This is a genomic window from Barnesiella sp. B2-R-119 (assembly GCF_023656675.1).
Lineage (GTDB): Bacteria > Bacteroidota > Bacteroidia > Bacteroidales > Barnesiellaceae > Barnesiella > Barnesiella intestinihominis.
In genome coordinates this window covers 558426-582604 of sequence record NZ_JAMOKL010000001.1, presented here as the reverse complement: position 1 = coordinate 582604, position 24179 = coordinate 558426, and the positions used below count along the sequence as shown (strand labels likewise).

The 24179-nt window shown below is 43.2% G+C and carries 21 protein-coding genes and 1 tRNA gene; 11 read left to right on the top strand and 11 right to left on the bottom strand.

From position 1 onward, the window contains the following. Positions 1–53: 53 nt before the first annotated feature. Both NBH06_RS02145 and NBH06_RS02140 read right to left on the bottom strand, forming a co-directional pair. Complete coding sequence (locus NBH06_RS02145; protein WP_250792548.1) at positions 54–2522, bottom strand: bifunctional UDP-N-acetylmuramoyl-tripeptide:D-alanyl-D-alanine ligase/alanine racemase; 2469 nt, start codon at positions 2520–2522, stop codon at positions 54–56. Further along, positions 2519–3508 carry a GSCFA domain-containing protein gene (locus NBH06_RS02140; RefSeq protein ID WP_250792546.1) on the bottom strand — a complete coding sequence of 330 codons (990 nt, stop codon included), beginning with the start codon at positions 3506–3508 and terminating at the stop codon, positions 2519–2521. The genes NBH06_RS02145 and NBH06_RS02140 overlap by 4 nt, the downstream gene beginning before the upstream one ends. Positions 3509–3721: 213 nt before the next feature. On the opposite strand from NBH06_RS02140, the gene NBH06_RS02135 reads away from it, so the two are divergent. The 4 genes from NBH06_RS02135 to NBH06_RS02120 all read left to right on the top strand — a co-directional run bounded on the left by NBH06_RS02135 (position 3722) and on the right by NBH06_RS02120 (position 5870). Continuing rightward, a complete protein-coding gene (locus NBH06_RS02135) occupies positions 3722–4126 on the top strand; it encodes a hypothetical protein (RefSeq protein ID WP_021891884.1) in 405 nt (134 codons plus the stop codon). After that, the gene (locus NBH06_RS02130; RefSeq protein WP_195492313.1) at positions 4123–4572 is read left to right on the top strand and encodes a hypothetical protein; all 450 of its coding nucleotides are present in this window, start codon (positions 4123–4125) and stop codon (positions 4570–4572) included. Before NBH06_RS02135 ends, NBH06_RS02130 begins: the two co-directional genes overlap by 4 nt. Continuing rightward, complete coding sequence (locus tag NBH06_RS02125; RefSeq protein WP_021891882.1) at positions 4569–5081, top strand: hypothetical protein; 513 nt, start codon at positions 4569–4571, stop codon at positions 5079–5081. The genes NBH06_RS02130 and NBH06_RS02125 overlap by 4 nt, the downstream gene beginning before the upstream one ends. Before the next feature lie 78 nt (positions 5082–5159). Beyond that, on the top strand, positions 5160–5870 hold the full coding sequence (locus NBH06_RS02120; RefSeq protein ID WP_021891881.1) for a DUF3667 domain-containing protein: 711 nt from the start codon (positions 5160–5162) through the stop codon (positions 5868–5870). Positions 5871–5946: 76 nt separating this feature from the next. Here NBH06_RS02120 and NBH06_RS02115 read toward each other — a convergent pair whose 3' ends face one another. The 6 genes from NBH06_RS02115 to NBH06_RS02090 form a co-directional block, all read right to left on the bottom strand. Further along, positions 5947–6510 carry an FKBP-type peptidyl-prolyl cis-trans isomerase gene (locus NBH06_RS02115; protein ID WP_021891880.1) on the bottom strand — a complete coding sequence of 188 codons (564 nt, stop codon included), beginning with the start codon at positions 6508–6510 and terminating at the stop codon, positions 5947–5949. A 48-nt stretch (positions 6511–6558) separates the two neighbouring features. Further along, a complete protein-coding gene (locus tag NBH06_RS02110; RefSeq protein WP_021891879.1) occupies positions 6559–7257 on the bottom strand; it encodes a DUF4919 domain-containing protein in 699 nt (232 codons plus the stop codon). A gap of 203 nt (positions 7258–7460) precedes the next feature. Further along, complete coding sequence (gene phoU, locus NBH06_RS02105; protein WP_021891878.1) at positions 7461–8129, bottom strand: phosphate signaling complex protein PhoU; 669 nt, start codon at positions 8127–8129, stop codon at positions 7461–7463. Positions 8130–8654: 525 nt separating this feature from the next. After that, positions 8655–9206, bottom strand: a complete 552-nt coding sequence (bamJ, locus tag NBH06_RS02100; protein ID WP_008861087.1) for a BamJ family beta-barrel-assembly machinery protein — start codon at positions 9204–9206, stop codon at positions 8655–8657. Positions 9207–9222: 16 nt separating this feature from the next. Further along, entirely contained in the window at positions 9223–9801 is a 579-nt protein-coding gene (locus tag NBH06_RS02095) for a LemA family protein (protein WP_008861086.1), read from the bottom strand. 17 nt (positions 9802–9818) lie between these two features. Next, a complete protein-coding gene (locus NBH06_RS02090; protein WP_046411998.1) occupies positions 9819–11363 on the bottom strand; it encodes a glycine--tRNA ligase in 1545 nt (514 codons plus the stop codon). Between the two features lie 248 nt (positions 11364–11611). On the opposite strand from NBH06_RS02090, the gene NBH06_RS02085 reads away from it, so the two are divergent. The 5 genes from NBH06_RS02085 to NBH06_RS02065 all read left to right on the top strand — a co-directional run bounded on the left by NBH06_RS02085 (position 11612) and on the right by NBH06_RS02065 (position 17812). Then, the gene (locus NBH06_RS02085) at positions 11612–14254 is read left to right on the top strand and encodes a DNA gyrase/topoisomerase IV subunit A (RefSeq protein WP_284703172.1); all 2643 of its coding nucleotides are present in this window, start codon (positions 11612–11614) and stop codon (positions 14252–14254) included. Positions 14255–14256: 2 nt separating this feature from the next. After that, positions 14257–15120 carry a DUF3316 domain-containing protein gene (locus NBH06_RS02080; protein ID WP_250792544.1) on the top strand — a complete coding sequence of 288 codons (864 nt, stop codon included), beginning with the start codon at positions 14257–14259 and terminating at the stop codon, positions 15118–15120. 13 nt (positions 15121–15133) lie between these two features. Beyond that, entirely contained in the window at positions 15134–16156 is a 1023-nt protein-coding gene (locus NBH06_RS02075; protein WP_195492309.1) for a S41 family peptidase, read from the top strand. Positions 16157–16241: 85 nt separating this feature from the next. Beyond that, positions 16242–16323 (top strand) — tRNA-Leu (locus NBH06_RS02070). 205 nt (positions 16324–16528) lie between these two features. Beyond that, the gene (locus NBH06_RS02065; RefSeq protein ID WP_250792542.1) at positions 16529–17812 is read left to right on the top strand and encodes a cellulase family glycosylhydrolase; all 1284 of its coding nucleotides are present in this window, start codon (positions 16529–16531) and stop codon (positions 17810–17812) included. A 303-nt stretch (positions 17813–18115) separates the two neighbouring features. On the opposite strand, the gene NBH06_RS02060 is transcribed toward NBH06_RS02065, so the two are convergent. The 3 genes from NBH06_RS02060 to NBH06_RS02050 form a co-directional block, all read right to left on the bottom strand. Continuing rightward, positions 18116–19561 carry a glycoside hydrolase family 125 protein gene (locus tag NBH06_RS02060; protein WP_046411988.1) on the bottom strand — a complete coding sequence of 482 codons (1446 nt, stop codon included), beginning with the start codon at positions 19559–19561 and terminating at the stop codon, positions 18116–18118. Positions 19562–19637: 76 nt separating this feature from the next. After that, entirely contained in the window at positions 19638–20576 is a 939-nt protein-coding gene (locus tag NBH06_RS02055; RefSeq protein ID WP_250792540.1) for an endonuclease/exonuclease/phosphatase family protein, read from the bottom strand. Positions 20577–20613: 37 nt separating this feature from the next. Then, the gene (locus tag NBH06_RS02050; RefSeq protein ID WP_250792538.1) at positions 20614–22899 is read right to left on the bottom strand and encodes a GH92 family glycosyl hydrolase; all 2286 of its coding nucleotides are present in this window, start codon (positions 22897–22899) and stop codon (positions 20614–20616) included. A gap of 272 nt (positions 22900–23171) precedes the next feature. Between NBH06_RS02050 and ruvX the strand changes: the two genes are divergently transcribed. Together ruvX and def are read left to right on the top strand one after the other, a co-directional pair. Next, positions 23172–23588, top strand: a complete 417-nt coding sequence (gene ruvX / locus NBH06_RS02045) for a Holliday junction resolvase RuvX (RefSeq protein WP_250792536.1) — start codon at positions 23172–23174, stop codon at positions 23586–23588. Between the two features lie 3 nt (positions 23589–23591). Then, positions 23592–24158: a peptide deformylase gene (def, locus tag NBH06_RS02040; RefSeq protein ID WP_021891014.1), complete on the top strand. Its 567-nt coding sequence runs from the start codon at positions 23592–23594 to the stop codon at positions 24156–24158. Positions 24159–24179: the final 21 nt, after the last annotated feature.

Below are 24179 nucleotides of genomic sequence, written 5' to 3'. Positions count from 1 at the left end.
GATTGGAATTTTGTAAAAAAGGAATGTATAATAATTCCTTAAAACGCCTGTATTTATTCTCTGTAATAGATTCGCTTCACCCGGGTAGAAACCGAAGTGAGAATTTCATAAGGGATTGTATCGAGTTTTTCTGCGATTTCGGTGACGGGCAGTTGTTCTCCGAATATTTCAACTCGGTCACCCGGTTTACAATCTATATCGGTTACATCGATCATGCATACGTCCATACAAATATTACCTACGATGGCAGCTCGTTTTCCGTTTACAACGACACACCCTTTTCCATTTCCCAGATGGCGGTCGAGTCCGTCGGCATATCCTATGGGAATCGCTGCTATGCGGGAATCACGAGATAATACACCTTTTCTTCCGTACCCTATGGTTTCTCCGGCAGACAGTGTTTTGATTTGAAGGATAGTTGTTTTCAATGTGCTGACTGTTTCCAGCCCGCAAGGTGTGTCGATAGGGGAGACTCCGTATAATCCTATACCCAGCCTTACCATATCCATTTGGTATTCGGGGAAGCGTAATATTCCCGCCGTATTTAGTATGTGTCGCAGTATTTTATGCTTGGAGTGTTGTTGTAGGTAGTCGGCACAACGAGAGAATGTTTCGATTTGACGATGAGAATAATCGTCGAATCTTTTTTCGTCGCTTCCCGCGAAATGAGAAAAGACCGAACGGGCGATGACGACGGTTTGGTCGTTGAGAATTTCCACGACTTGTTCCATATCCTTTTCTTCGAATCCGAGCCGATGCATGCCTGAATCTATTTTTATGTGCACAGGATAGCCCGCTAAACCTAATTTTTCCCCTTCTGCGATAATCGCTTTCAGCAGTTCGAAACTATATATTTCGGGTTCGAGATAATAGCTGAACAGTGTTCTGAAACTGCTCATTTCGGGATTCATCACCAAGATGGGCATGGTTATTCCCGCTTTCCGCAATTCGGCTCCTTCGTCGGCAACGGCTACTGCAAGGAAATCGGCTCCTCTGTCCTGTAAGGTCTTTGCCAATTCATAAGAACCGGCTCCGTAGCCGAAAGCCTTTACCATACAGATGATTTTTGTTTCGGGACGTAATTTCGATTTGAATAGGTTGTAATTGTGGACGATGGCGTCGAGATTTATTTCCAGTATGGTTTCATGCTGTTTCAGTTCTAAGGTCTCGGAGATGAGCTCGAAATGGAATTCTCGCGCACCTTTGATTAGAATCAGTTCATTATGAAAGTCGGCTGGGTCAAGTTGTGCAAGGAAACTTTCGGTCGTCGGATAAAATTCTTTTTCGAGATTGAAAAGGTAAGCGTTATCCGAGATTACCGGGCCTATCCCGATGAGTCGTTCTATTCCTTTGTGCAATATGATATCGGCGACTTTCCGGTATAGGCTGGCCGGGGGTAGTCCCGTCTGGTAAATGTCCGACAGTATAAGCGTGCGGCGCATACCTTTGGCTGCCGCCCTTCGATTTTGAAAGTCGAGGGCTATGGTGAGTGAATTGATATCTGAGTTATAGCTGTCGTTTATAATTAGGCAGTTGTTTATCCCTTCTTTGACTTCCATACGCATGGCTACCGGAGTCAAACGCTTCATGCGGTCGGTTATCGTTTCGGGCGGTCGGTTGTAGTAAAGCATGACTGCCAGACAGTGAATCGCATTTTCGATGGAAGCATCTTCTACGAATGGGATAGTAATATAACTGTGGTATTGTAAGTAAGTATATTCTATTTTTGTAGAATCGTTACCTTTGATTATTTTGGAGATGTACAGCGGTTTGTCCCGGTCTTTTCTGGACCAAGCAATCTCTCGACACCCGAAGCAGAGTTTCTCCACGCATTCGCAGATAAGTTCGTTGTCTCCATCGTAAATAATGCAATCACAGGCTTTCAATAAAGTGAGTTTTTCGATGCATTTCTGCTGTATGGTTTGGAATCCCTCTTGGTGGGCTTCTCCGATATTGGTTATCAAACCGAGCGTCGGTTTGATGATTTCTTCCAAATGAATCATTTCATCGGGTTGAGAAATTCCGGCTTCAAAAATAGCCATCTCGGTTTTCGACCCTATTTGCCATACCGATAACGGGACTCCTATTTGAGAGTTGTAACTGCGGGGAGAGCGCACCGTATTGTAGTCTGGTTGGAGAAGTTGATAAAGCCACTCTTTGACTGTGGTCTTTCCGTTGCTTCCCGTAACACTGATTACCGGTATATCGAATTTTTTTCGATGTGTCGCAGCTAATTGTTGCAAGGCATCTAATGTGTTTTTTACGATGATGAAATTTGCTTCGGGCATAAGCTCTTCATCGGCTATCCGATGTTCTACCACGAAGTTTCGTACTCCTTTTCGGTAGAGATCTTTGATGTAACGGTGACCGTCGTTTCGTTCGGTAACCAAGGCGAAAAACAAAGTCTCCTCGGGAAACGTGAGAGAACGGCTGTCGGTTAATAGAGCCGTGATAGTATAGTCTTTGTAGGCTCTTTTCTGTGCCTTGACGATAGTTGCTATTTCGGTAATCGTGTAATTCATATTTGACTGATTCTTGTGTTTAATTCTGTAATTTCGTTCGATACATTTATGTAAGGATACATTTGTTGAAATCTCATGACCTTGTCGAGCGTATGTTGTAAAAAAATAGTGTACTCGTCTTTATCGGGCATCAGGGGACGATGTTCCAAAGCTCTTTGTATCTTGTACCATTGAGAGGCTATTTCTTTGCTTTCGGGAGAAAGGTATGCTTCCTCCAATATTTCGGTTATATAAGCGATCGCCGATTTCGAGGGGTGCGTCATGTCGGTATCGTAGAAACGATAATCCCTCAGATCGTCCATCATGATTTCATAAGAAGGAAAGTAATCGCAAATCCCGAACTCTTGTTGTAATCGGTTTATCGCCAGTAGCAGCGTCGATTTGCTTATTTGGTTGCCGTGTGCTCCGTCGCTAAGGTGACGTATGGGGCTCACGGTGAACAATATACGACATTGAGGTAGATTGTTTTCGATGTGTTTTGTGATGTCTCTCCATCGGGAAACTATTTCATCGACCGATAACAGCACTCGGTCGAATATCGAGGCCGGTTGTTTGTGGCAGTTGGCGACAACTTTACCCGTCTCTTTTAATCGGAATACATAAGCGGTTCCCCATGTGATGATTATTCGGTCGATATTCGGTACTTGGCGGTGGCTTTTTTCGATTCGGCGGTTCATGAGCGATAACGTGGCCTTCTTGTCGCACCCCGAGAATCGGGAATGGTGATCGTAACTGTGCCATAGATTATTGAAAGCGAAAAGTTCGTTTTCAATAATCGCTTTTCCCTCGACGATTCGTTCCCAGCTTTGGGCAATGGAAAGGGGATTGTATAATGTGCCGAATGGATTTATATCGACATTGAATTTACGCTGTTGCAGCCATAAGCCTATGTTTTCGGCAAAGCACGACCCCAGCAACAAAATTTGTTGCCGATGGTCGATATATCCGGGATTACCGGGAAAATTTATGGCCGTTCTGAAATTCATTTTATTATTTGGTTTATCACCTCAAAAATACATATTTTCTACTCCATCTCGTCTCTAAATTAACATCTGAAAAAATAAAAAAATATAATATTGTGGTAAAATAACCATAAATATTTGTATTTATACCAATTTGGATATATATTTGTGTTACCCGTTTCGTAGAGGCTTTTGAGAAAGCTATGTTTTTGTATCTCTTCTTGTAATAAGAATTATATGGAACTATATTACAAGGAAGAAAGAGACCGAGATTTGTTTAGGGCATACAACGAAGCCCTTAAATCATTGGGAAAAATGGCCGTGAATGTTCCCCGGGAGCAGATTGTCAGGCGTGTGGTTTATTCCATAGCTCCTCGTTTCTATATCAGTTATGAGGAAGCGAGGCGGAATGTGAAACGAATTTTCAAAGGCTATTCACCTCGATGTGTGTCATCGACAAGAACAGAGATGTACAACGATTTGGCCAATATGTTGGCGAGCTATTTGAGGCGACGTCCCCAAGTCCCGTTTAACGATGCGCTTTGTACGATATTGGCTGAAAAACGAGCTCCTCGTTTTTATTTGTCCGAGCGGTCGGCTCTGTTGACAATTTACCGTATGCAAAAAGGAGGTGTATCGTGAAAAGGTTTCCTTATATTTTGTGTATTGTTTTTCCGGTTTTTGTTTGGGCTTGTCATACGTCTCGTCAGACAATCGGTGAGGCTCGGGAAAATCGCGTGCATTCTATTGATCGCGATTTACATGTCGTCATTGATTCGCTGTGTCGGAATGAATGGTCGGGGCTTACCGAATGGGAATGGATACATGTAGATGTATTCGATTCCATGCAGGACAAAACTGTCAATCCTTCCATTTCGATTACTCGTTTGAAACAATCGAAAAAAGTTGTCGCTCGGAACGAGACTGCCGTTTCTGATTCGTTAAACGAGACAGCTGCCTTACAATCTCGTTCGGAGAAGGAACAGAACCATCGTAGTTCAAAGGAAATGGACACTCATAGAGTGTCGGGGTGTGTCCTAATGATTTTTATTGTCATATTGTTTTTTTATATCATAAGAAGGAAATGAAAAAGATAAGAAATGTAGAAAATCCGTTTGAGTTTGAGACAGTCGTATTTTCATTCTCAGAAGAACAGATATTGCGTGAGTTGATTGCCGAAAGTTCCTATGTGGCAAAAAGTTTAGTGGGACAGTCTGATTTGAAGTCGGGGTGGAGTCGTTCTATAATTTTTTCCGAAGATGATAAACCATTTCTTTCCCGTTGGCTTGCCGATGCCCGAGACGAAATGATGCGGTCTTTGTCTGCCTATTTATCCGATGAGTCTGTTTCCACCGAAACAGCACTTGTTTTTGCCGTTCTTTTGTCTCGGCAACGCCCGTTGGCGCTCGATGAATCAATTTGTCATCAGCTCGAACGGGCGATAGTACATCATGTTTTGAATCAATGGTTTGCTACGAAACAACCCGAAGAGAGCGCTCGCCGTCAGTTGCAATACAAGGGGGCGATGTCGGCCGTGAAGAGCGATATCCGGTTGGCCTGTAACCGCCGGCCACACCGCCCGACGAACTATTTTTGAAAATTCGGGCTGTTGTTTGTTGGCGAGAAGTGCGTGACGATGTATCTTTGTCTCCCGATTTTTAATGACGAGAAGGAGATGATTTGCAAAAACTGCGGAACCGAATTTGAAGGTAACTTTTGTAACCATTGCGGTCAAAAATCCACGGTGGAGCGATTGACTTGGAGGAGTGTGTGGGACAATATTCTGCATGGTATTTTTCATGTCGACAATACCTTTGTTAAGACAACGCGCACGTTGGTCGTCCACCCCGATCGGCTGATAAGTGATTACTTCGCCGGACGTCGCAAAGGCTATATGGCTCCTATCCCGTTACTGGCGGTATGGTGTGTAATCCTTCTTTTCTTCGGACATATCGAGGGTGGGGCCGGGACTATTTCGACTATCGAGGGATCGGCTACTCACAATTGGATTGTCGAGCACTATACTTTACTCACTATCGTCACGGTTCCGTTCATGGTGTTGGCTGTCAAGATTGCCTTCCGCAAGGCCGGTGCTGCGCGGTACAATTGGGTAGAGTATCTGCTGGGTTGTTGTTACCTGTCGGTGTTGTATATTTTGCTTTCGTTGGTGTTAACGCCTATCGGGTGGGTGTTGGACGCCTCGTATTATACGGTGTATGGGTGGACTTCGATGGTTCTTTGCTTGCTCCCCACTTATTGGGCGGCGTATTCGTTTTTCCCCGATAAGTTTTGGAAAACGTTGGGGCGCACACTGTGGGCTTCGGTCCTTTATCTCCTGTTTTCTGTGATAATCGCTGTCGGGGTTATGTTGATAATCGGATATTAGCTTATTAGTAGGAAACGATGAGGGCGGGTCGCAGCCATGCACCCGCCCTCGCTCTTATGTGTCTGTTTGTTTTTATTTAATGACAACCGTCGCAGCAATCTCCACAGCCGTCACCGCAACTGCCATGATCGTGACCGCAACCACAACCGCAACTATGGCGGGGGTGAAGTTCCTCTTCCGTGGCATCGCGTACGAGCTTGACCGTACCTACGTAATGCAGATTTTCACCGGCTAACGGGTGATTGAAATCCATCAAAACTTTGTCGTCTGTAACTTTTAGTACGGAGCCGTTTATACGGTAGCCCTCCGATGTCATCATCGGCACGGTATTTCCTTCGAATACGGTTTGGTCGTCAAATTTTCCGTCTACCATGAAAATCTCCTTGTCTAACTCCATGACGTGTTCTTCGTTGCGTTCTCCGAAGGCCTCTTCACAAGAAAGTACAAAATCGAATTTGTCGCCTTGTTTTAATCCTTCGAGCCGTTTTAACATGGAAGGAAGAATATTTTGGTCCACTCCGAACACGAATTGGTCGGGCATTTCGTCGGTAGCGCGCATCATTAATGTTTCTTCCGGTTCGCCTGCGCCTGCGTACAGGTCGTAGGTCAGAACTACAAATTTACCGGGTTTTATTTCCATAATGGTTTTATATGATTAAATGATTAGTATAATTCGAATAGGGTTAGATTAACGCTCGTAGAATTTACGGTTGTATTCTTTGAGCAGTTTTTTTACATTGAAATAGAACCCTTCGATTTTAAGAGGGTTCTTCTCTATCGATATGTAATCGAAATAAGGCTCGACGAATGTAAATTCCGTAGCGGTAAATCCTTGTCGATTTACGATATTATATTCGTCGGCAGGATAAATGACAAACCAAGCTGTTTCGGGCGCTTTTCCGTCGCCGGTCGAAAGTATGGCTTGTATGATACCTTTCAGTCGGTATTCCCATAGGTTGGCTTCTTCTGTCTCTCCTTTTTGTCGAAGTCCGTAGATCAAGAAATTTATTTGTCGTAAATCGAAAGGTATATCGGATAAGGCGATTCGCGCGTATTGGATAAGCGAATCACATTCCGATTCGGTATGAACGGTCTGAGCATAAAGTTTTTCTATCCTTTCGGGAATCTCGACTGTGCGATAGGGATTGTAATCTTCTTGGCTGGCATATCCCAAGTATAAATGTCTGAAATCCTGCAACGTCATTGTCGTGTCGTTGCCGAGGTATTTTTTCATTAGGTCGGGATAATAATAGGGCGAGCGGCTATCTCGGACGGCATTTTCTATTTTCTCCATATCGGGAATTTCTACTGTGGCTGTCTCAGCAGAATAGATATGCATGGAGGAGATACCGAAGAAAAGTATGATAGCTATGATAAAATGTTTCATCTTTTTAATTATGTACTCGAAGTTTCTTATGGCTTCTGGTAAAAGAAACGGCTGTCATTACCTTGTCGGCTAACAAAAAAATTACGTCTCTGTTTTTACCTAAACAAAGATATTATTTTCTTCTGACAGTACCCCGCTTTTTTACTGTAAAAGATGATAAAAACATTTTATTTTGTCAGACCTTTCTCCTTCCTGCAATGTGATTAAGAACGTTTTCCGGCGTGCTTCAATATTTTTGCGTCCAAGTAAAATACGATTTCTTCGGCTATATTGTTGCAGTGGTCGCCAATGCGTTCGAGTCGTCGGATAATGCTGATGAGATTAAGGCACTCTATGGCTCTTTCGGGGAACTGTTGTAAATATTCGGCGATGATGGGGACTGCGGCGTGATTCAGTTCGTCCACCCGGTTGTCTTTGTTGAAGACGGCTATCGCTTCGGACGATTTTTCTTCGATAAGAGCATTTTCGGCTTGCAACATCATGGCTTTGACAATGTCGAGCATTTCTTTAATACCCGTTTTTTCGAATAGCTCCGATTCAATATTTACTTCGGGATAGTCGATAACGAATCGGGCTATTCCATCGCAAAAGTCGGCTATGCGTTCGAGGTTATTACTTGTCTTCATCATGGCCAATGTAAAGCGCAAATCCAAAGCTACGGGATTGTATAATCCGATGATGTCTTCGCAATCGCTGTCTATTTTCAGCTCGAATGCGTTCACTCTTTTTTCCCGGTAGGTTACCTCGTGCGCCAGCTCTTTGTCCATAGACAAAAGGGCTTCTCCTGCACGGTTCAGCTGAGAATTAACCAAGTCCCACATTTCGAGGACTTCTTTTTTCAGATCGTCGAGTTCTTTTTCGATGTATATCATTTTCGTAGATTTTTAAAAGTATGAAGATTCCTATTTATTGAAACAAAGAAACGTCATTCATGTTTCCTTTGTGTTACATTTGCTTTACAAAAATAGTGCAATTCGAGAAAAGAAATTCTGGCGATGTGCAGCTTATTTTCATATTTACATACAAATATAGCGAAAGGTGAGTGCAAAGGCAAGCGAAATTTACATTTCCGGCTTGGCTCTACCGAACTGCTCCTATGTTCTACAAATATACGAATAAGCGAGAGCGGAGCAAAACAAAGCTCGCTTTAATTTTATTCAGCCGAGCGAAAGTATCTTCGAGCTTCAACTCAAATATAGTGAAAGGTGAGTGCAATGGCAAGCGGAATTTACATTTCCGACTTGACTCTGCCGAACCGTATCCTATATTCTACAAAGATAGTGAAAAGAGAGCAGAGGAAAAGTGGCCTCGATTTTTTATCTTGAACCATATTGTAAAACGAGACGGCTGTTTTTTTAACAGCCGTCTCGTTTATAATAATAGGAAAGAGAATGCTTTTATTCGGTCACCGGTTTATCTAACCCGGGAATATCGACTAATTTCATGTCGAATACCAAAGTCGTGTAGGGAAGGATCAGAGACGACATATATTGAGCTCCGTATCCTAATGTTTGAGGAATAATCACACGGCAACTGTCTCCCACCTTCATTTGTTCGAGAGCTATGATCCAACCTTTGATGTTTTGTTTTACCTGTGTACGATAAATACTGTCGGTTCTCAGATAAGAAGAATCGAAAGGAGTTCCGTCATACAACATACCCTTGTATATCACATCTACCGTACTGGTTTGGTAAGGCGATTGGGCATCTCGGTTGAGACTCGTATCGTTGTAGTATTTCATCAATACATAAATACTGTGGTCCCAGCTTGGGACTACTTTGGTGTAAATGGGATTTCCTTTTTCATCTTTGGCTCCAAGTTGTTCGATGAACCATGATTCGTTGGTCTCTCGCCATTGCTCGTACTGCGTCCAATAGTCTTCTGTCTCCTTGCAGGCGACAATGCCTATCAAAAGGCAGATAAGTAAAAAAATAGGTAACTTTTTCATTGTATATTGCTATTCATTAAAATTCCACGGTGGGAGCTTGCGCAGCACTCGCTTCGGCTTTGAATTGAGGTTTTGCGTCGAATCCGAAAATCTTTGCCGTAATCAAAGCAGGGAATTTACGGATTTTTTTGTTATAGGCATTCACTGCGTCCGTGTAGCGAGAGCGTTCTGTCGCAATGCGGTTTTCAGTTCCTTCGAGCTGAGCTTGTAATTCCAAGAAATTTTGATTGGCCTTCAAATCGGGATAGTTCTCGGTGATTGCCAACAATTTTCCCAAAGCACTCGACAATTCTCCCTGTGCTTCTTGGTATTTTTGTAAATTCTCTTCTGTCAAGTTCGCCGGATCTACGGTAATTTGGGTCGCTTTCGATCGGGCTGCGATTACAGCTTCGAGCGTTTCGCTTTCGTGCGCTGCATATCCTTTAACCGTATTGACCAAATTGGGAACCAAATCGGCGCGACGTTGATATTGATTCTCTACTTTTGCCCATTGGGCGTTTATGTTCTCATCGGCTTCGACCATGCTGTTGTAACTGCACGAAGAAAGTAGTGCCGCTATGATCGTTGCTAAAATGGCTCGAACGAAGTATTTCATATTTGGATAGGAATAATTTATTCTACAATTTTCTTTAATAATGTTTTCAGGCTAACCTGTTCTCCAATTATGTTTTGGAGCTGGTCTACGGCCACCCGTTGCTGTTCCATCGAGTCTCGGAAACGTATGGTGACCGTATTGTCTTCGAGAGTCTGATGGTCTACCGTTACACAGAACGGTGTGCCGATGGCATCTTGGCGGCGATAACGTTTCCCGATAGAATCCTTTTCGTCGTATTGACATTTGAAATCGAAACGCAAATTGTCGATAATTTCACGTGCCTTTTCGGGTAGGCCGTCTTTGCGAACCAAAGGCATTACTGCAACTTTTACAGGGGCGAGCGCTGCCGGTAATCGCAACACTACACGACTGTCTCCTCCTTCCAGTGTCTCTTCACAATAAGCGGCAGCCATAATACTCAGGAACATGCGATCTACACCGATAGAGGTTTCTATAACGTACGGTGTATAGGATTCTCCTAACTCCGGATCGAAGTATTGTATTTTTTTCCCGGAGAATTTTTCGTGATTGCCTAAGTCGAAATTTGTTCTTGAATGGATACCTTCCACTTCCTTGAACCCGAAAGGCATTTCAAATTCTATATCGGTAGCGGCATTGGCATAGTGCGCTAATTTTTCATGATCGTGGAATCTGTATTTTTGGTCTCCCAATCCCAAAGCCTTATGCCATTTCAGACGGGTTTCTTTCCATTTGGCAAACCATTTTAATTCTTCTCCCGGACGTACGAAAAATTGCATTTCCATTTGTTCGAATTCCCGCATGCGGAAAATAAACTGACGAGCTACGATTTCGTTACGGAACGCTTTCCCGATTTGGGCGATTCCGAACGGAATACGCATGCGACCGGTCTTTTGAACATTCAGGAAGTTCACGAAGATTCCTTGTGCTGTTTCGGGACGTAAATAGACTTTCATCGAACCATCTGCGGTAGAGCCCATTTCGGTCGAGAACATCAGATTGAATTGACGTACATCGGTCCAGTTTTTGGTCCCGCTAATGGGGCAAACTATTTCGTAATCGAGTATGATTTGACGCAATTCGTTCAAATCTACATCGTTCATTGCTTGGGCATAACGAGCGTGCAGCTCATCTCGTTTGGCTTTGTGTTCCAAAACTCTTGGATTGGTCTCTCTGAAAAGTTTTTCATCGAAAGAATCTCCGAATCGTTTTGCGGCTTTCTCGACCTCCTTCTCGATTTTTTCGTCCATTTTGGCGATACAATCTTCGATAAGCACGTCTGCTCGGTAACGTTTTTTAGAATCTTTGTTGTCGATTAACGGATCGTTGAATGCATCTACGTGCCCGGATGCTTTCCAAATAGTCGGATGCATAAAGATGGCGGAGTCGATACCCACGATGTTTTCGTGCAGTAGGACCATACTGTCCCACCAATATTTTTTTATGTTGTTTTTCAATTCGACACCCATTTGTCCATAGTCATATACGGCAGCCAATCCATCGTATATTTCACTTGAAGGGAATACAAATCCATATTCTTTGCAATGGGATACCAATTTCTTAAAAACGTCTTCCTGTGCCATTTCTTTTGTATGTTATGTTGCTATCTTGTTTTTACTTTTATTATTTTCGAGCCGATTACTTTCTTAAATCAGACGATTTTAGAGCACAAAGTAAATGATTTTTTTCGATTAAATTTGTATTTTTGCAGGGGAATGTAGTTACACGAGTATTTAAAAATTAAAAAGAGTCACACTTTTGTGTGTGCTTTTCCCGTTTATAAATCCAAATACACTCTATGAGCGACGAAATAACGACACCGCAAGAAGATATGCCCCAAGATCGTTCCGCTGAATCCGAAGTTTCAGCGGAGTCTCATTCGGCCTACAAAGTACCTGTATCGGATAAGCCGGATATTAAATTCCAACTTTCGGGAATGTTTCAGAACTGGTTTCTCGATTATGCTTCTTACGTGATACTTGAACGGGCGGTTCCTCATTTGGCCGATGGTCTGAAACCGGTACAAAGGCGTATTCTCCATGCGATGAAATTGCTCGATGACGGGCGTTTCAACAAGGTAGCCAATGTCGTGGGACATACTATGCAGTTCCACCCTCATGGCGATGCTTCCATAGGTGATGCATTGGTGCAGTTAGGCCAAAAGGATTTGTTGATAGAGTGTCAGGGAAATTGGGGAAATATACTTACGGGCGATTCTGCCGCTGCTCCTCGTTATATAGAAGCTCGCTTATCCAAGTTTGCCTTAGATGTCGTATTTAATCCGAAGACTACCGAATGGAAGTTGTCTTATGACGGTCGCAAGAAAGAGCCGGTGACTCTTCCTGTCAAATTTCCTTTATTGTTGGCACAAGGCGTCGAGGGTATCGCTGTGGGGTTGGCTTCGAAGATATTACCTCATAATTTTAATGAGATATTACAAGCGGCTGTGGCTTATCTGCGGGGCGAGGAGTTTCATTTGTACCCCGATTTTCAGACAGGTGGATTTATAGATGTTTCTAAATATAACGATGGGGAACGAGGCGGCAGCGTGAAAGTACGCGCTAAAATCGAGAAGATCGATAATCGTACGCTTTCTATCGTAGAAATTCCTTATGGCAAGACGACATCGACACTGATAGAATCTATTCTTAAAGCCCAGGACAAGGGAAAGATAAAAATACGAAAGGTCGATGATAATACAGCCCAGCATGCCGAGATATTGGTTCATCTCATACCGGGCACTTCTTCCGATAAGGCTATTGATGCTTTGTATGCCTTTACCGATTGTGAAGTGAGCATTTCACCCAACTGTTGTGTCATCAATGAGGATAAACCTCACTTCATGACTGTGAGCGATTTGTTGCGTATCAGTGTCGAAAACACGAAAGAATTGCTGCATAAGGAACTACTTATACAGAAGGGTGAAGCGCAAGAGATTTTGCATTTTGCATCATTAGAAAAAATATTTATAGAGAAACGCATTTATAAGGATAAGGAATTTGAGGAAAGCCGTTCTATGGACGAGGCTATCGCGCATGTAGACAAGCGTTTGGAACCGTTCAAGCCTTCTTTTATCCGGGAGGTGACTTCCGACGATATATTGAAGTTGATGGAAATAAAGATGGCTCGTATCCTTAAATTTAATTCAGAGAAGGCAGATGAGTTGATCGCTGCTAAAAAAGAGCAAATCGCTCAAATCGATTATGATATAGACCATTTGGTCGATTATACAATCAAGTGGTACGACTCTTTGAAAGAAAAATACGGCAGTCGTTATCCCCGATTGACAGAAGTTCGTAGTTTCGATACCATCGAGGCTACCAAAGTGGTCGAGGCGAATGAAAAACTCTATATCAATAAAGAAGAGGGGTTCATCGGTACATCGTTGAAGAAAGACGAGTTCGTTTGTAACTGCTCCGATATAGACGATATTATTCTTTTCTACCGAGATGGAAAATATAAGGTAGTGAAGGTGAGTGAGAAAATGTTCGTAGGGAAAAATCTTTTACATATTGCCGTATTTAAGAAGAATGATAAACGTACGATATACAATGCGGTTTATCGGGACGGAAAGGCCGGATTGCATTATATGAAACGTTTTGCTGTGACCGGTGTGACTCGGGATAAGGAATATGATCTTACTCAGGGCAAACCGGGGTCGAGGGTTGTTTGGTTTACAGCGAATCCCAATGGAGAAGCCGAGGTTTTGCGGGTGACTTTTGTCCCGAAGCCTCGCATGAAAACTCTGTTTGTCGACCGCGATTTCAGTGAAATAGCCATTAAGGGCCGCCAATCTATGGGAAATATTCTTACTAAAAATGAGATTCATCGTATTTCTTTGAAAGAACGGGGCGGATCTACATTGGGCGGACGAAAGGTTTGGTTCGATCGAGATGTTCTCCGTTTGAATTATGATGGACGAGGAGAATATTTGGGCGAATTTCATGGAGACGATCAAGTGCTTGTCGTTTTGGAGAATGGCGAGTTTTGCACGACGACATCGGATGCCACGAATCATTATGACCCCAATATTTTACGGATAGAGAAATTTGATCCCGATAAAGTTTGGACAGTAGCTTTGTATGATGCGGCGCAAGGTTATCCCTATTTGAAACGATTTGTTTTTGAAGCAGGTAGCCGTAAACAAAGTTTCTTGGGAGATAATCCAGATTCCCGTTTGTTGTTGATTACCGATACGGCTTATCCTCGTATTGAAGTCGCATTCGGAGAGGGGGACTCTTTCCGGGAACCTATGGTTGTGGATGCCGCCGAATTTATCGCAGTGAAAGGTTTTAAAGCGAAGGGGAAACGGCTTACGACTTATTCTGTCGCGACCATTAACGAATTGGAACCGTTGAGGCAAGAAGACGATTCTGTCGTTGAAGATGACAGTAGTGTCGAAACGGATGCTCTTATGGATAGTAATGTCGATAAACCGGAAGATAGTGCTTCGGGACAAATGACTTTGTTTTAATTATGACGAAATGTAAGGCGATTTTACGTGCCATTTTAATGGGTATTACTTTTTCGATATTTTCTCCTTTATGCGTATCGGCACAGGAAAAAGAATCGGAGAAGCCGTTACGCCCGGTTACGTCTGTATTTACGGTCGAACTCGGAAGGCAAAGTGCTTTGGATACCTATTTGACACCTATCCGTTATTGGGGATTAGATGTGGCTTTGGGGTACGAACGCCTTCGGGCGGTTAGTTTTGCCCCGGAAAAGTGGTTTACCCGCCACAATGTTTCCGGTTCATTCGCCTCGATGACTAATCAATCGGGGAGCGGCTCTATGTTATCGTTTTATTTGGACTATTCGTTTGCGATGTTAAGGAGATGGCAGTTGCTCGATAGACTGTATGTGTCTGGGGGTGGAGAGGCCTCACTTACGTTGGGGGGATTGTATAATTTGCGTAATTCCAATAATCCGGCAACGGCGAAAGCTGCTATCGACTTGGGTGCTACCGCTATGGCCTCATATCATTTTTATATATCACGATTGCCGGTAACTCTTCGCTATCAGGTTTCATTACCGATAATCGGTACTTTTTTCTCTCCTGAATTCGGACAGTCCTATTATGAGATGTTCGGTATAGGGAATTGTAGCGGGATCGTCCATTTCGGAGCATGGCATAACCGGGTCGATGTGCGGAATTATATTTCGGTCGATCTTCATGTGGGAAAGCGGGCATTACGTCTGGGGTATCGTCAAGTAATGCGTACGACGCATATCAATAGTATAGACACACAAGTATTGACTCATACATTTGTGTTGGGAATTTCCGGTGAGATATTTCGTGCGGCTCCTTCGGATCGTCGGATAGTTTCGGTTTATTATTAATGGGAGATAGGATATGATACATAGGTTTTCAAAAATAGGACTGTTGGTTTCGATTTTATCGGTTTTCATGTTTCCGTCTTGCCATAAAGTGGAAGTGTTCGAAGATGATCCTTATGGTAATTTCGATGCTTTGTGGACTATTCTCGATGAACGATACTGTTTTTTTGAGTATAAGAATATAGATTGGACGCAAATACGAACCAAATATCGGAAGAAGCTGACATCGAGAATGACATCGGAGGAGTTGTTCAGTGTCTGTAACGATATGCTCATGGAGTTGAAAGACGGCCATGTGAATCTTATCGCCGCACATGATACCTCGCGGTATTGGGATTGGTTGTATGGTTCTCCCACGAATTACGACGAACGTATAATAGATGAGTATTATCTTAATTTCGACTATCGGTATACCAGTGGTATAAAATATAAGATATTGCCTCAAAATGTAGGATATATGTACTACGGCAGTTTTTCTAGTACCATAGGCGATGGTAACCTCGACCAGATATTGGCCTATTTATCGACTTCTACGGGATTGATTATCGATGTGCGCAGCAATGGCGGCGGGTCTTTGTCGAATGTCGAGACTTTGGTGTCTCGGTTTATTAACCGAAAGACGGTCGTCGGTTATATTTCCCATAAAACGGGATTCGGGCATCAGGACTTCTCTGAGCTTTATCCAATAGAATATTCTCCGTCGAGCCGGATTCGTTATCAAAAGCCGGTCGTTGTATTGGCCAATCGAGGTACATTTAGTGCGGGGAATAATTTTGTATCGGTGATGAAAGCTCTGCCAAATGTTATTGTCATAGGCGATTGTACGGGGGGCGGTAGTGGATTGCCTTTTTCGTCGGAACTTCCTAACGGTTGGAGCATTCGGTTTTCGGCTTCCCCGATATATGATATAGAACGGCAACATACAGAGTTCGGTGTTGAGCCGACCGAGGGTTTTAAGATGGATATGGATTCCGAACAGGCATCGAAAGGTCACGATACCATACTCGATCGGGCAATCTCTTACATAACAGGCTCTTGATGAAAGATTTGTTTTTCACCCGATAAACTTTGTGTCTTAATAATTGTATAGTTTGTAAACTTCTCGTATATTTGCACCGTCGTTTGCGGACGTGGCGTAATTGGTAGCCGCGCTAGACTTAGGATCTAGTGTCTTGCGACGTGTGGGTTCGAGTCCCGTCGTCCGCACAAAGCCTGTAAGAATTCTTACAGGCTTTTTTTGTTTTGTCGGGGATAAATTTAAAAACTCTGTATCTTTCCCGGTATGATGGCGGTAGGCTATCTATGAATAAAAAATAGAGACCGTCTCTAAATATTTTGGTTTGAGGTGGGTAAAGATTTTTTCTTTTATCGTCTTTATGTATATAGTAATATCATGAAAATTGGTTTAGTTATGAATGTGAAACTCTTGAAGAATTTAGCTTTTTTAGGCTTGTTATCGTTTTCGGTTTTCCCTTCTTTTGCTTTGTCGAAGATTATTCCCGATGGAACAATTCCTTATAATATGGGAGTTCAGTTGAAAGGCGATACCGATGGCCCGGAAGATTTAGATCGTGTACAGGAATTAGGTATGAAGTGGGTAAGACGAGGTTTTATTTGGGAATCTATCGAACGAGAAAAAGGTGTTTATGATTTTAGTCAGTATGATCGTTTTGTAAACGATTGTGAGAAGAGAGGTTTGAAAATTATTGGCTGTATGGCTTTTAGTAATAAACTGTACGGGCATGTGAAAGACGAACCGGCTCGTTCGGCTTATGCTGATTTTGCAGCTGAGTTGGTAAAACACTATAAAGGGCGAAATATTATATGGGAAATATGGAACGAACCGAATACGATGACATTTTGGGGTCGTCATGGGAAAGTCGGCAACTCCCCTCAGTATGCCCGGGAATATACAGATTTGGTACGGGCTGCCGTGCCGGCCATGAAAAAGGCCAATCCCGATTGTGTGATTTTGGCGGGTTCGGTTTCGAACATGTGGTCTGAGTCTTATAAATGGATGTCCTATTGTTTTGCAGATGGTATGTTGGATATCCATTGGGATATATGGTCGGTGCATCCTTATGGCGTGAAAGCCCCGGAGGATTACATGGAGGCGTATTTTCATACTCGCAATTTAATGAAGAAAGCCGGTGGAGATACCGGACGTCTTTGGATAAATTCGGAGCGGGGTTTCCCTTTGGGAAAGGCCGAGGGATATGCAGGGGGCGATCCTTCTCTTGCGTATGAATATCAAGCGTGGCACGTGATTCGGCAATACCTTGTTGATTTATTAGAGGGGTTGCCTGTAACCATTTGGTATGAATGGGGTGGAAAAGAGGGATTTGCTTTATACCGTGCAGGAAATATGACTCCCGCCTATAATGCTTGTAAAACCTTTGTGAAAGAGTTAAGCGGATACAAGTTGGATTGCCGAATGAAGACAGAGAACAAGAGGGATTTCGTACTCCGTTTTATCGACAAGAACGGCAATGAAAAGTTGGTTGCTTGGACGGCTCCGGGAGTGATGGAAAGTCCCGATAAGATAGTGCCTCATTCAATAAAGATAGCGGTGGGAGATGTTTCTCCCCGATTGGTCACAACCGATTTATATGGTCGGACCGATATTGTAGAGGTGTCGAATGGAGTTATAGAGCCACGCCTGACAGGGGCTCCGGTATATATTACTCTTCGATAAATAAGATGGAAATGATTGCTTGTTACGGTCGTCGGGGCATCTTTTGATTATATCGATGATTTTACTATGAGAGTAAAAATAAAAAAAATTGATTGTCTCCCGACAACCAATCTTCTTAACCTTAAATCTAATACCATGAAAAACACAGTGCAAATATACTGCTTTTATATGTTTTACAACATGTTTTCTGAAAAAATCATTCTTATTTTATGCTATTTTAATATTTTGGCTGCTGTTTTAAAGAAAAGAAATAAAAATGCCCCTGTATTACAGGGGCATTTTTATTTCTTTTGCGTTTTATTTTTATTGAATATCGATGCTATTCAATAAGTCTACTTTCCCTTCATTTACCAGTTTCAGAATTAATTCGCCGAAAAGTGTATTTTGCCAAGCGAACCAAGCCCGAGTGAAATTTTTAGGATCGTTTTTATGGAACGATTCGTGCATAAATCCTGTTCCGGCATCCGTTTTCATCAACATTTCTATGCATTCTTTTATTTCTTGATCGTTTTGACTGGTAAATGCCTTCATCATAATACTCATAGGCCATACCATATCATAACCGATGTGGGGGCCTCCTATGCCTTCGCCGGCACTGCCTTTGAAGAAATAGGGGTTATCTTCGCTCCATACGAATTTGCGGGTGTTTTGATAAATAGGATCGTTTATGTCCACATCACCCAAATAGGGCATTGCCAGCAGGCTGGGAACATTGGCATCGTCCATCAGCAGTTGGTTCCCGAATCCATCGACTTCGAAGGCATATATTTTACCGTATTTCGGGTGATTATAAACCGCATACTTTTGCAGGGCGGTTTCTACCTCTTGGGCCAGATCGGAACATTCTTTCGCCAGTTTCTCGTTGTGATTTACCTTCCGCAGGATTTCAGCAGATTTTCTCAATGAAGTTACGGCAAAGAAATTTGAAGGAACGAGAAATTGGAATGTCGTGGCATCGTCGGAGGGACGGAACGCAGAGATTATCAGTCCGACGGGTTTTACCGGATTCCCTAATCCATTATTAGTCATTGTATCGAGAGCTCTCTCTGTTTTACGTTGGAATTTGTAGGGGCCATTGCCTTCTTTCCGTTGCTGTTCTTTGAAAGTTCGCAGTACATTCGTAATGGCTTGTATCCATTCTTCACCAAATACACTGGTATCACCGGTAACTTTCCAATATTGATAGGCTAACCTAATGGGATAACACAGCGAGTCTATTTCCCATTTGCGCTCGTGCAGTTCGGGTTTCATATCTGTCATGTCGGACATCCATTCCCCTCCGGTAGGACCCATGTTAAATGCGTTTGCGTATGGATCGATATTGATACATTTGAATTGGCGGTTGATGACCCCTGCCAACATTTTCTTTAATCGAGGGTCTTGGTTAGCCAATTGCACGTAGGGCCATACTTGAGCTCCTGAGTCGCGCAACCACATGGCGTGTATATCACCGGTATATACGAAAGTATCGTCGTCCCCATCGAAATGTACGGTCGTATCGAGTGTGTTCGGGAAACAGTTCTCAAACATCCAAGCCAGCCGGGCATTTGTCAATAAGGATTTTACTCGTTTGATTTGTTCTTCTACGGCGTTGGATACGAACAAGCGTTCTTGCGGACGGTTGCTTGTGTATTGTACCCGGGTGTTGTCTTGCTGTGCTGTCGCTACACGAGCTGTGGCGGCATGGGTATAGGAGAATCCATATCCGAGAGCCAGACATAAGCAACTTACTTTTGCAATAGATTTCATAAAAAAATATACTGTATGTATGGTTAATAAATAAAAATGTGTATCAGTTATAATTGGGAAATCGACGTATATCGTTTTAGTTTTTATCACATACTTCCAACTTGACCATTACAGGGAAATGGTCGGACGGTATGCGAGATTCGTAACTTCTGATTGAGATTTCTTCGGGACAATCTTTTACCGAGGCTTTTTGATTGCCTTCTTTCATACGACGATAGCTGTCGGTGAGAACGCCGTATTTCAGAATATGGAATGTAGGCGTTACAAACACATGGTCGATTCGGCTTTCGGTGTAGTTGTCAGAGTCGAAACCGTTGAATGTGCCGTTGGTCGCATAACGCAAGTCGGCTACTTCGAATGCGTCGCAGAGTATTCCACTTTCTGTTAAAGCGAGGTAGGAGCGATGAGTCTGGTCTACATTGAAATCTCCGGTGAGTATAGCCGGTAGATTTTCGCCTATTTCTTTCATTTTTTGTTGTACGAGCAAAGCGCTTTCTACCCGGGCTTGTTTCCCTATATGGTCCATGTGGAGATTGAAAAAGAGAAATTCAAATCCGGTATCTTTGTATTTGAAATGTCCCCAAGTGCAGATTCTCGGTAAAACCGCATCCCAGCCGACGCTCGGTTTTTCGGGAGTCTCCGATAGCCAAAAGTCTCCGTGTTCCAACAATTCGAATTTATCGATTCGGTAAAAAATGGCTGCATGTTCGCCTTCCTTTTTTCCATCATTACGCCCCACGCCTATGTAATCATATTTCGGGAGACTCGTTTTCAAAGAGTCTAATTGATGCCTGAGCCCTTCTTGTGTCCCAAAAATATCGAATTCATGAAACTGTACCAATCCAGCTATGATGGGGCATCTATTCCCCCAACCGTCTCCTTGTAACGAATCGGCGCTGTTTGCGTTTCTCAGGTTATAGGAGGCTGCGGTAAATGTAGTTTTTTTATCGGGTTGACAACCACATAACAGTATGATTATTACGGATAGGATACCTATGCTATTCTTACAGTTCATATATGATATTGATTTGTATTTCCAAAAGTACTACATTTTATTCATTTGCCAAAGAGAAAGAATAAGGCGCAGCTTCTTTGGTTGAGCCTCGTTTCAAATTGGGTTCGTTGTCCATGAGGAATTGTATTTTCCCGCCTTCTACCAAGACGTTGTGCTTGAAATAATTGAGTGTGTGGTTCTTTCCGTTGAGTTTTATCGAACGAATATATTTGTTTGTTGCGCTATTGTTTTTGGCTTCGATGGTCAGGCACTTCCCGTTTTCCAGATGTAGCTTCGCTTCCTTGAATAACGGAGTCCCGATAATATATTGGTCTGTTCCGGGACAGACAGGATAGAATCCGAGAGCCGAGAATATGTACCAAGCCGAGGTTTGTCCGTTGTCTTCGTCACCACAATATCCATCGGGAGTGGCGGAATAGAGTTTTTCCATGATATCCCTCACCCGATGTTGCGCTTTCCACGGTTCCCCCGAGTAGTTATACAGATATACCATGTGTTGTATGGGCTGATTGCCGTGGGCATATTGCCCCATGTTCATTACTTGCATTTCCCTCATTTCATGTATGACTCCCCGGCTTTTGATTCCTAAGTAGCTGGGTATGACGAAAACCGAGTCCATCATGTGGTTGAATGCTTCGTTGCCCCCCATCAAGTCTATGAGTCCTTGCGGGTCGTGGAACACGCAAAAACTCCAATGCCAACTGTTCCCTTCGCAAAAATCGCCGCTCCAATCCGTGGCACTGAAACGAGGATTGAATTTTCCCCGATCGTCTTTTCCGACCATGAGTTTTTCCGACGGGTTGTATACATTTTTATAGTTTAGGCTTCGCTGTTTATAAATCTCTATTTCGCTATCGGGTTTTCCCAATTTCTTACCGAGGGTATAAATGCACCAGTCGTTATAGGCATATTCCAATGTGCGAGCGACGTTTTGCCCCACACCGATATTGTTGGGTACATATCCCAACCGGTTGTACGCTTCGAAAGCGACTCTTCCCGATGCCGTGCCTTTCAAGTGGCTGTTCGCTCCGTGTTTCAAAGCCTCCCATAACAGTTCTATGTCATAGCCTTGCAAGCCTTTGATATAGGCATCGGCGACAACCGAGGCCGAGTTGTTTCCAACCATACAATCCCGATGTCCCGGGCTGGCCCATTCGGGTAAAAATCCACTTTCTTTGTAAGCGTTGACTAATCCCTCTTGCATTTTTTCGTTCATCGAGGGATATATTAGATTTAACAGCGGGAATAGAGAGCGGAAGGTATCCCAGAATCCGGTGTCGGTAAATAGGTAACCGGGTAATATTTGTCCATTGTAAGGGCTGTAATGAATGGTTTCACCTTCGGCATTTATTTCGTAAAATGCTCGTGGAAAAAGAACCGACCGGTATAAACAGGAATAAAACGTACGCAAATTGTCAATGTCGTTGTCTTCAATTTCAATTTTGGATAATATTTCGTTCCAACGGTTCTTTCCTTCTTTTGTTAAACGGTTGAAATCTCCATCGCCGAGTTCCTGCAAATTCAATTCCGCCTGCTCGAAACTGATGAAAGACGAGGCTACTCGTGCGTGTATTTGTTCTCCTTTGTGTGTGGAGAAACCGATAATACCGCCTGCATGGTTCCCTTCGATTTCGGTTTGATTGGTCTTGATGGCATTATCGAGGGCCACGGCAGTGAATTGAAACGGTTTGTCGAAAGCAATGATAAAATAGTTCTTGAAATTTTCGGGAACACCCCCCGAATTCCGGGTGGAATATCCGATGATTTTATTCTCTTCGGGTATGATTTTTATATAAGAGCCCTTGTCGAAAGCGTCGACGATAACATACGAATTTTGCTCCTCGGGAAATGTGAAACGGAATAAAGAGGCTCGTTCCGTTACCGTCATTTCTGTGGTGACATCATGGTCGGCCAAATATACTTTATAATAGTAAGGTTTAGCTATCTCGGCTTTGTGGGAAAACCAACTGGCACGTTGGTTCTGTTCGAACACGACTCCTCCGGTTACCGGCATAAGGGCGAATTGCCCGTAATCGTTCATCCAGGGACTGGGTTGGTGGGTCTGTTTGAACCCTTTTATTTTGTCGGCATTGTATGTATATGTCCAACCGTCGCCCATATCTCCGGTTTGCGGAGTCCAGAAGTTCATACCCCACGGCATTGCAATAGCTGGATAGGTATTTCCGGTGGATAGTTCGAATTTCGATTGGGTCCCTACGAGAGTATTTACGTAATCTACGGGAGAATTGTTTGCGAGAACGGGTAGATAAAAAAAGATAGTGTTGATGAAGGATAATTTGAAAATGACAGAAAATTTGTTCATCTTATCATGTGTTATGTTAATATGATCGGTTCAATGCACATTCACTCGTAAGAAGCCGTAACGAATCCTTATTTTTTTGTTATTGGTGGTGTGGAATAAAATATGGTTCAAATATACGCATAAGTGAGTGCATCGCCAAATTTATTTGACCTCTGCACTCACCTTTTGCTATCTTTGAGTTGAAACTCGAAGATACTTCCGCTCGGCCGAATAAAATTAAAACGAGCTTTGTTTTGCTCTGCTCCCGCTTATACGTATCTTTGTACTCTAATATGGCAAGGATTCTTTCAATAGATTACGGAAAAAAGCGTACGGGCATAGCGGTGACTGATCCGTTGCAAATTATAGCAAACGGATTGACAACCGTGGCATCGTCGCAGTTGATCGATTTTCTCACGCAGTATATGCAGCGAGAGTCGGTCGAACGGGTCGTCGTGGGGCTGCCACGGCAGATGAATAACCAGCCGTCCGAGAGTATGCGCTATATAACCCCTTTTGTCAATCGGTTCAGAAAACTTTTTCCCAATGTGCCGATAGAGTTTTTTGACGAGCGGTTCACTTCGGTTTTGGCTCATCGGGCGATGATCGACGGTGGCTTGTCTAAAATGGCTCGGCGAAATAAGGAGCTGGTCGATGAGATAAGCGCGACGATAATTCTGAGGGATTATTTGGAAAGTAAAAAACAATAAGATATGGTACTACCTGTTTATCTTTACGGGCATCCCGTAATTCGTAAGGAGACCGAAGAGATCGATGCTTCTTACCCTCAGCTGAAAGAGCTGATTGAAAATATGTATGAGACGATGTATGCTACCGAAGGTATCGGGTTGGCAGCTCCGCAGATAGGACTTTCTATCCGATTGATCGTTATCGACGTAAATCCTATGGCCGAGTATTTCCCCGAATGTGCCGATGTGAAGCTGACCTTGATAAATCCGGTTCTCGAAGTATTGGAGGACGGGTCGAAGGAGACCCGAGAGGAGGGCTGTCTCAGTCTGCCCGGTATTCACGAACCGGTTCCCCGTATCGAGAAAATCCGATTGAAATGGCTCGATGAGAATTTTCAACCTCACGACGAGGTTATCGAGGGATATCTCGCACGAGTGGTTCAACACGAATACGACCATTTGGAAGGGAAGGTCTTTATCGATCGAATTTCTCCCATTCGCAAGCAATTGATAAAATCGAAGTTGACCAATATCATTAAAGGGAAAGTACGCTGCGATTATCGCGTGAAAGCGACTCCCTTGAAAAAATAAGTTTTACTCTTTAATTCTATC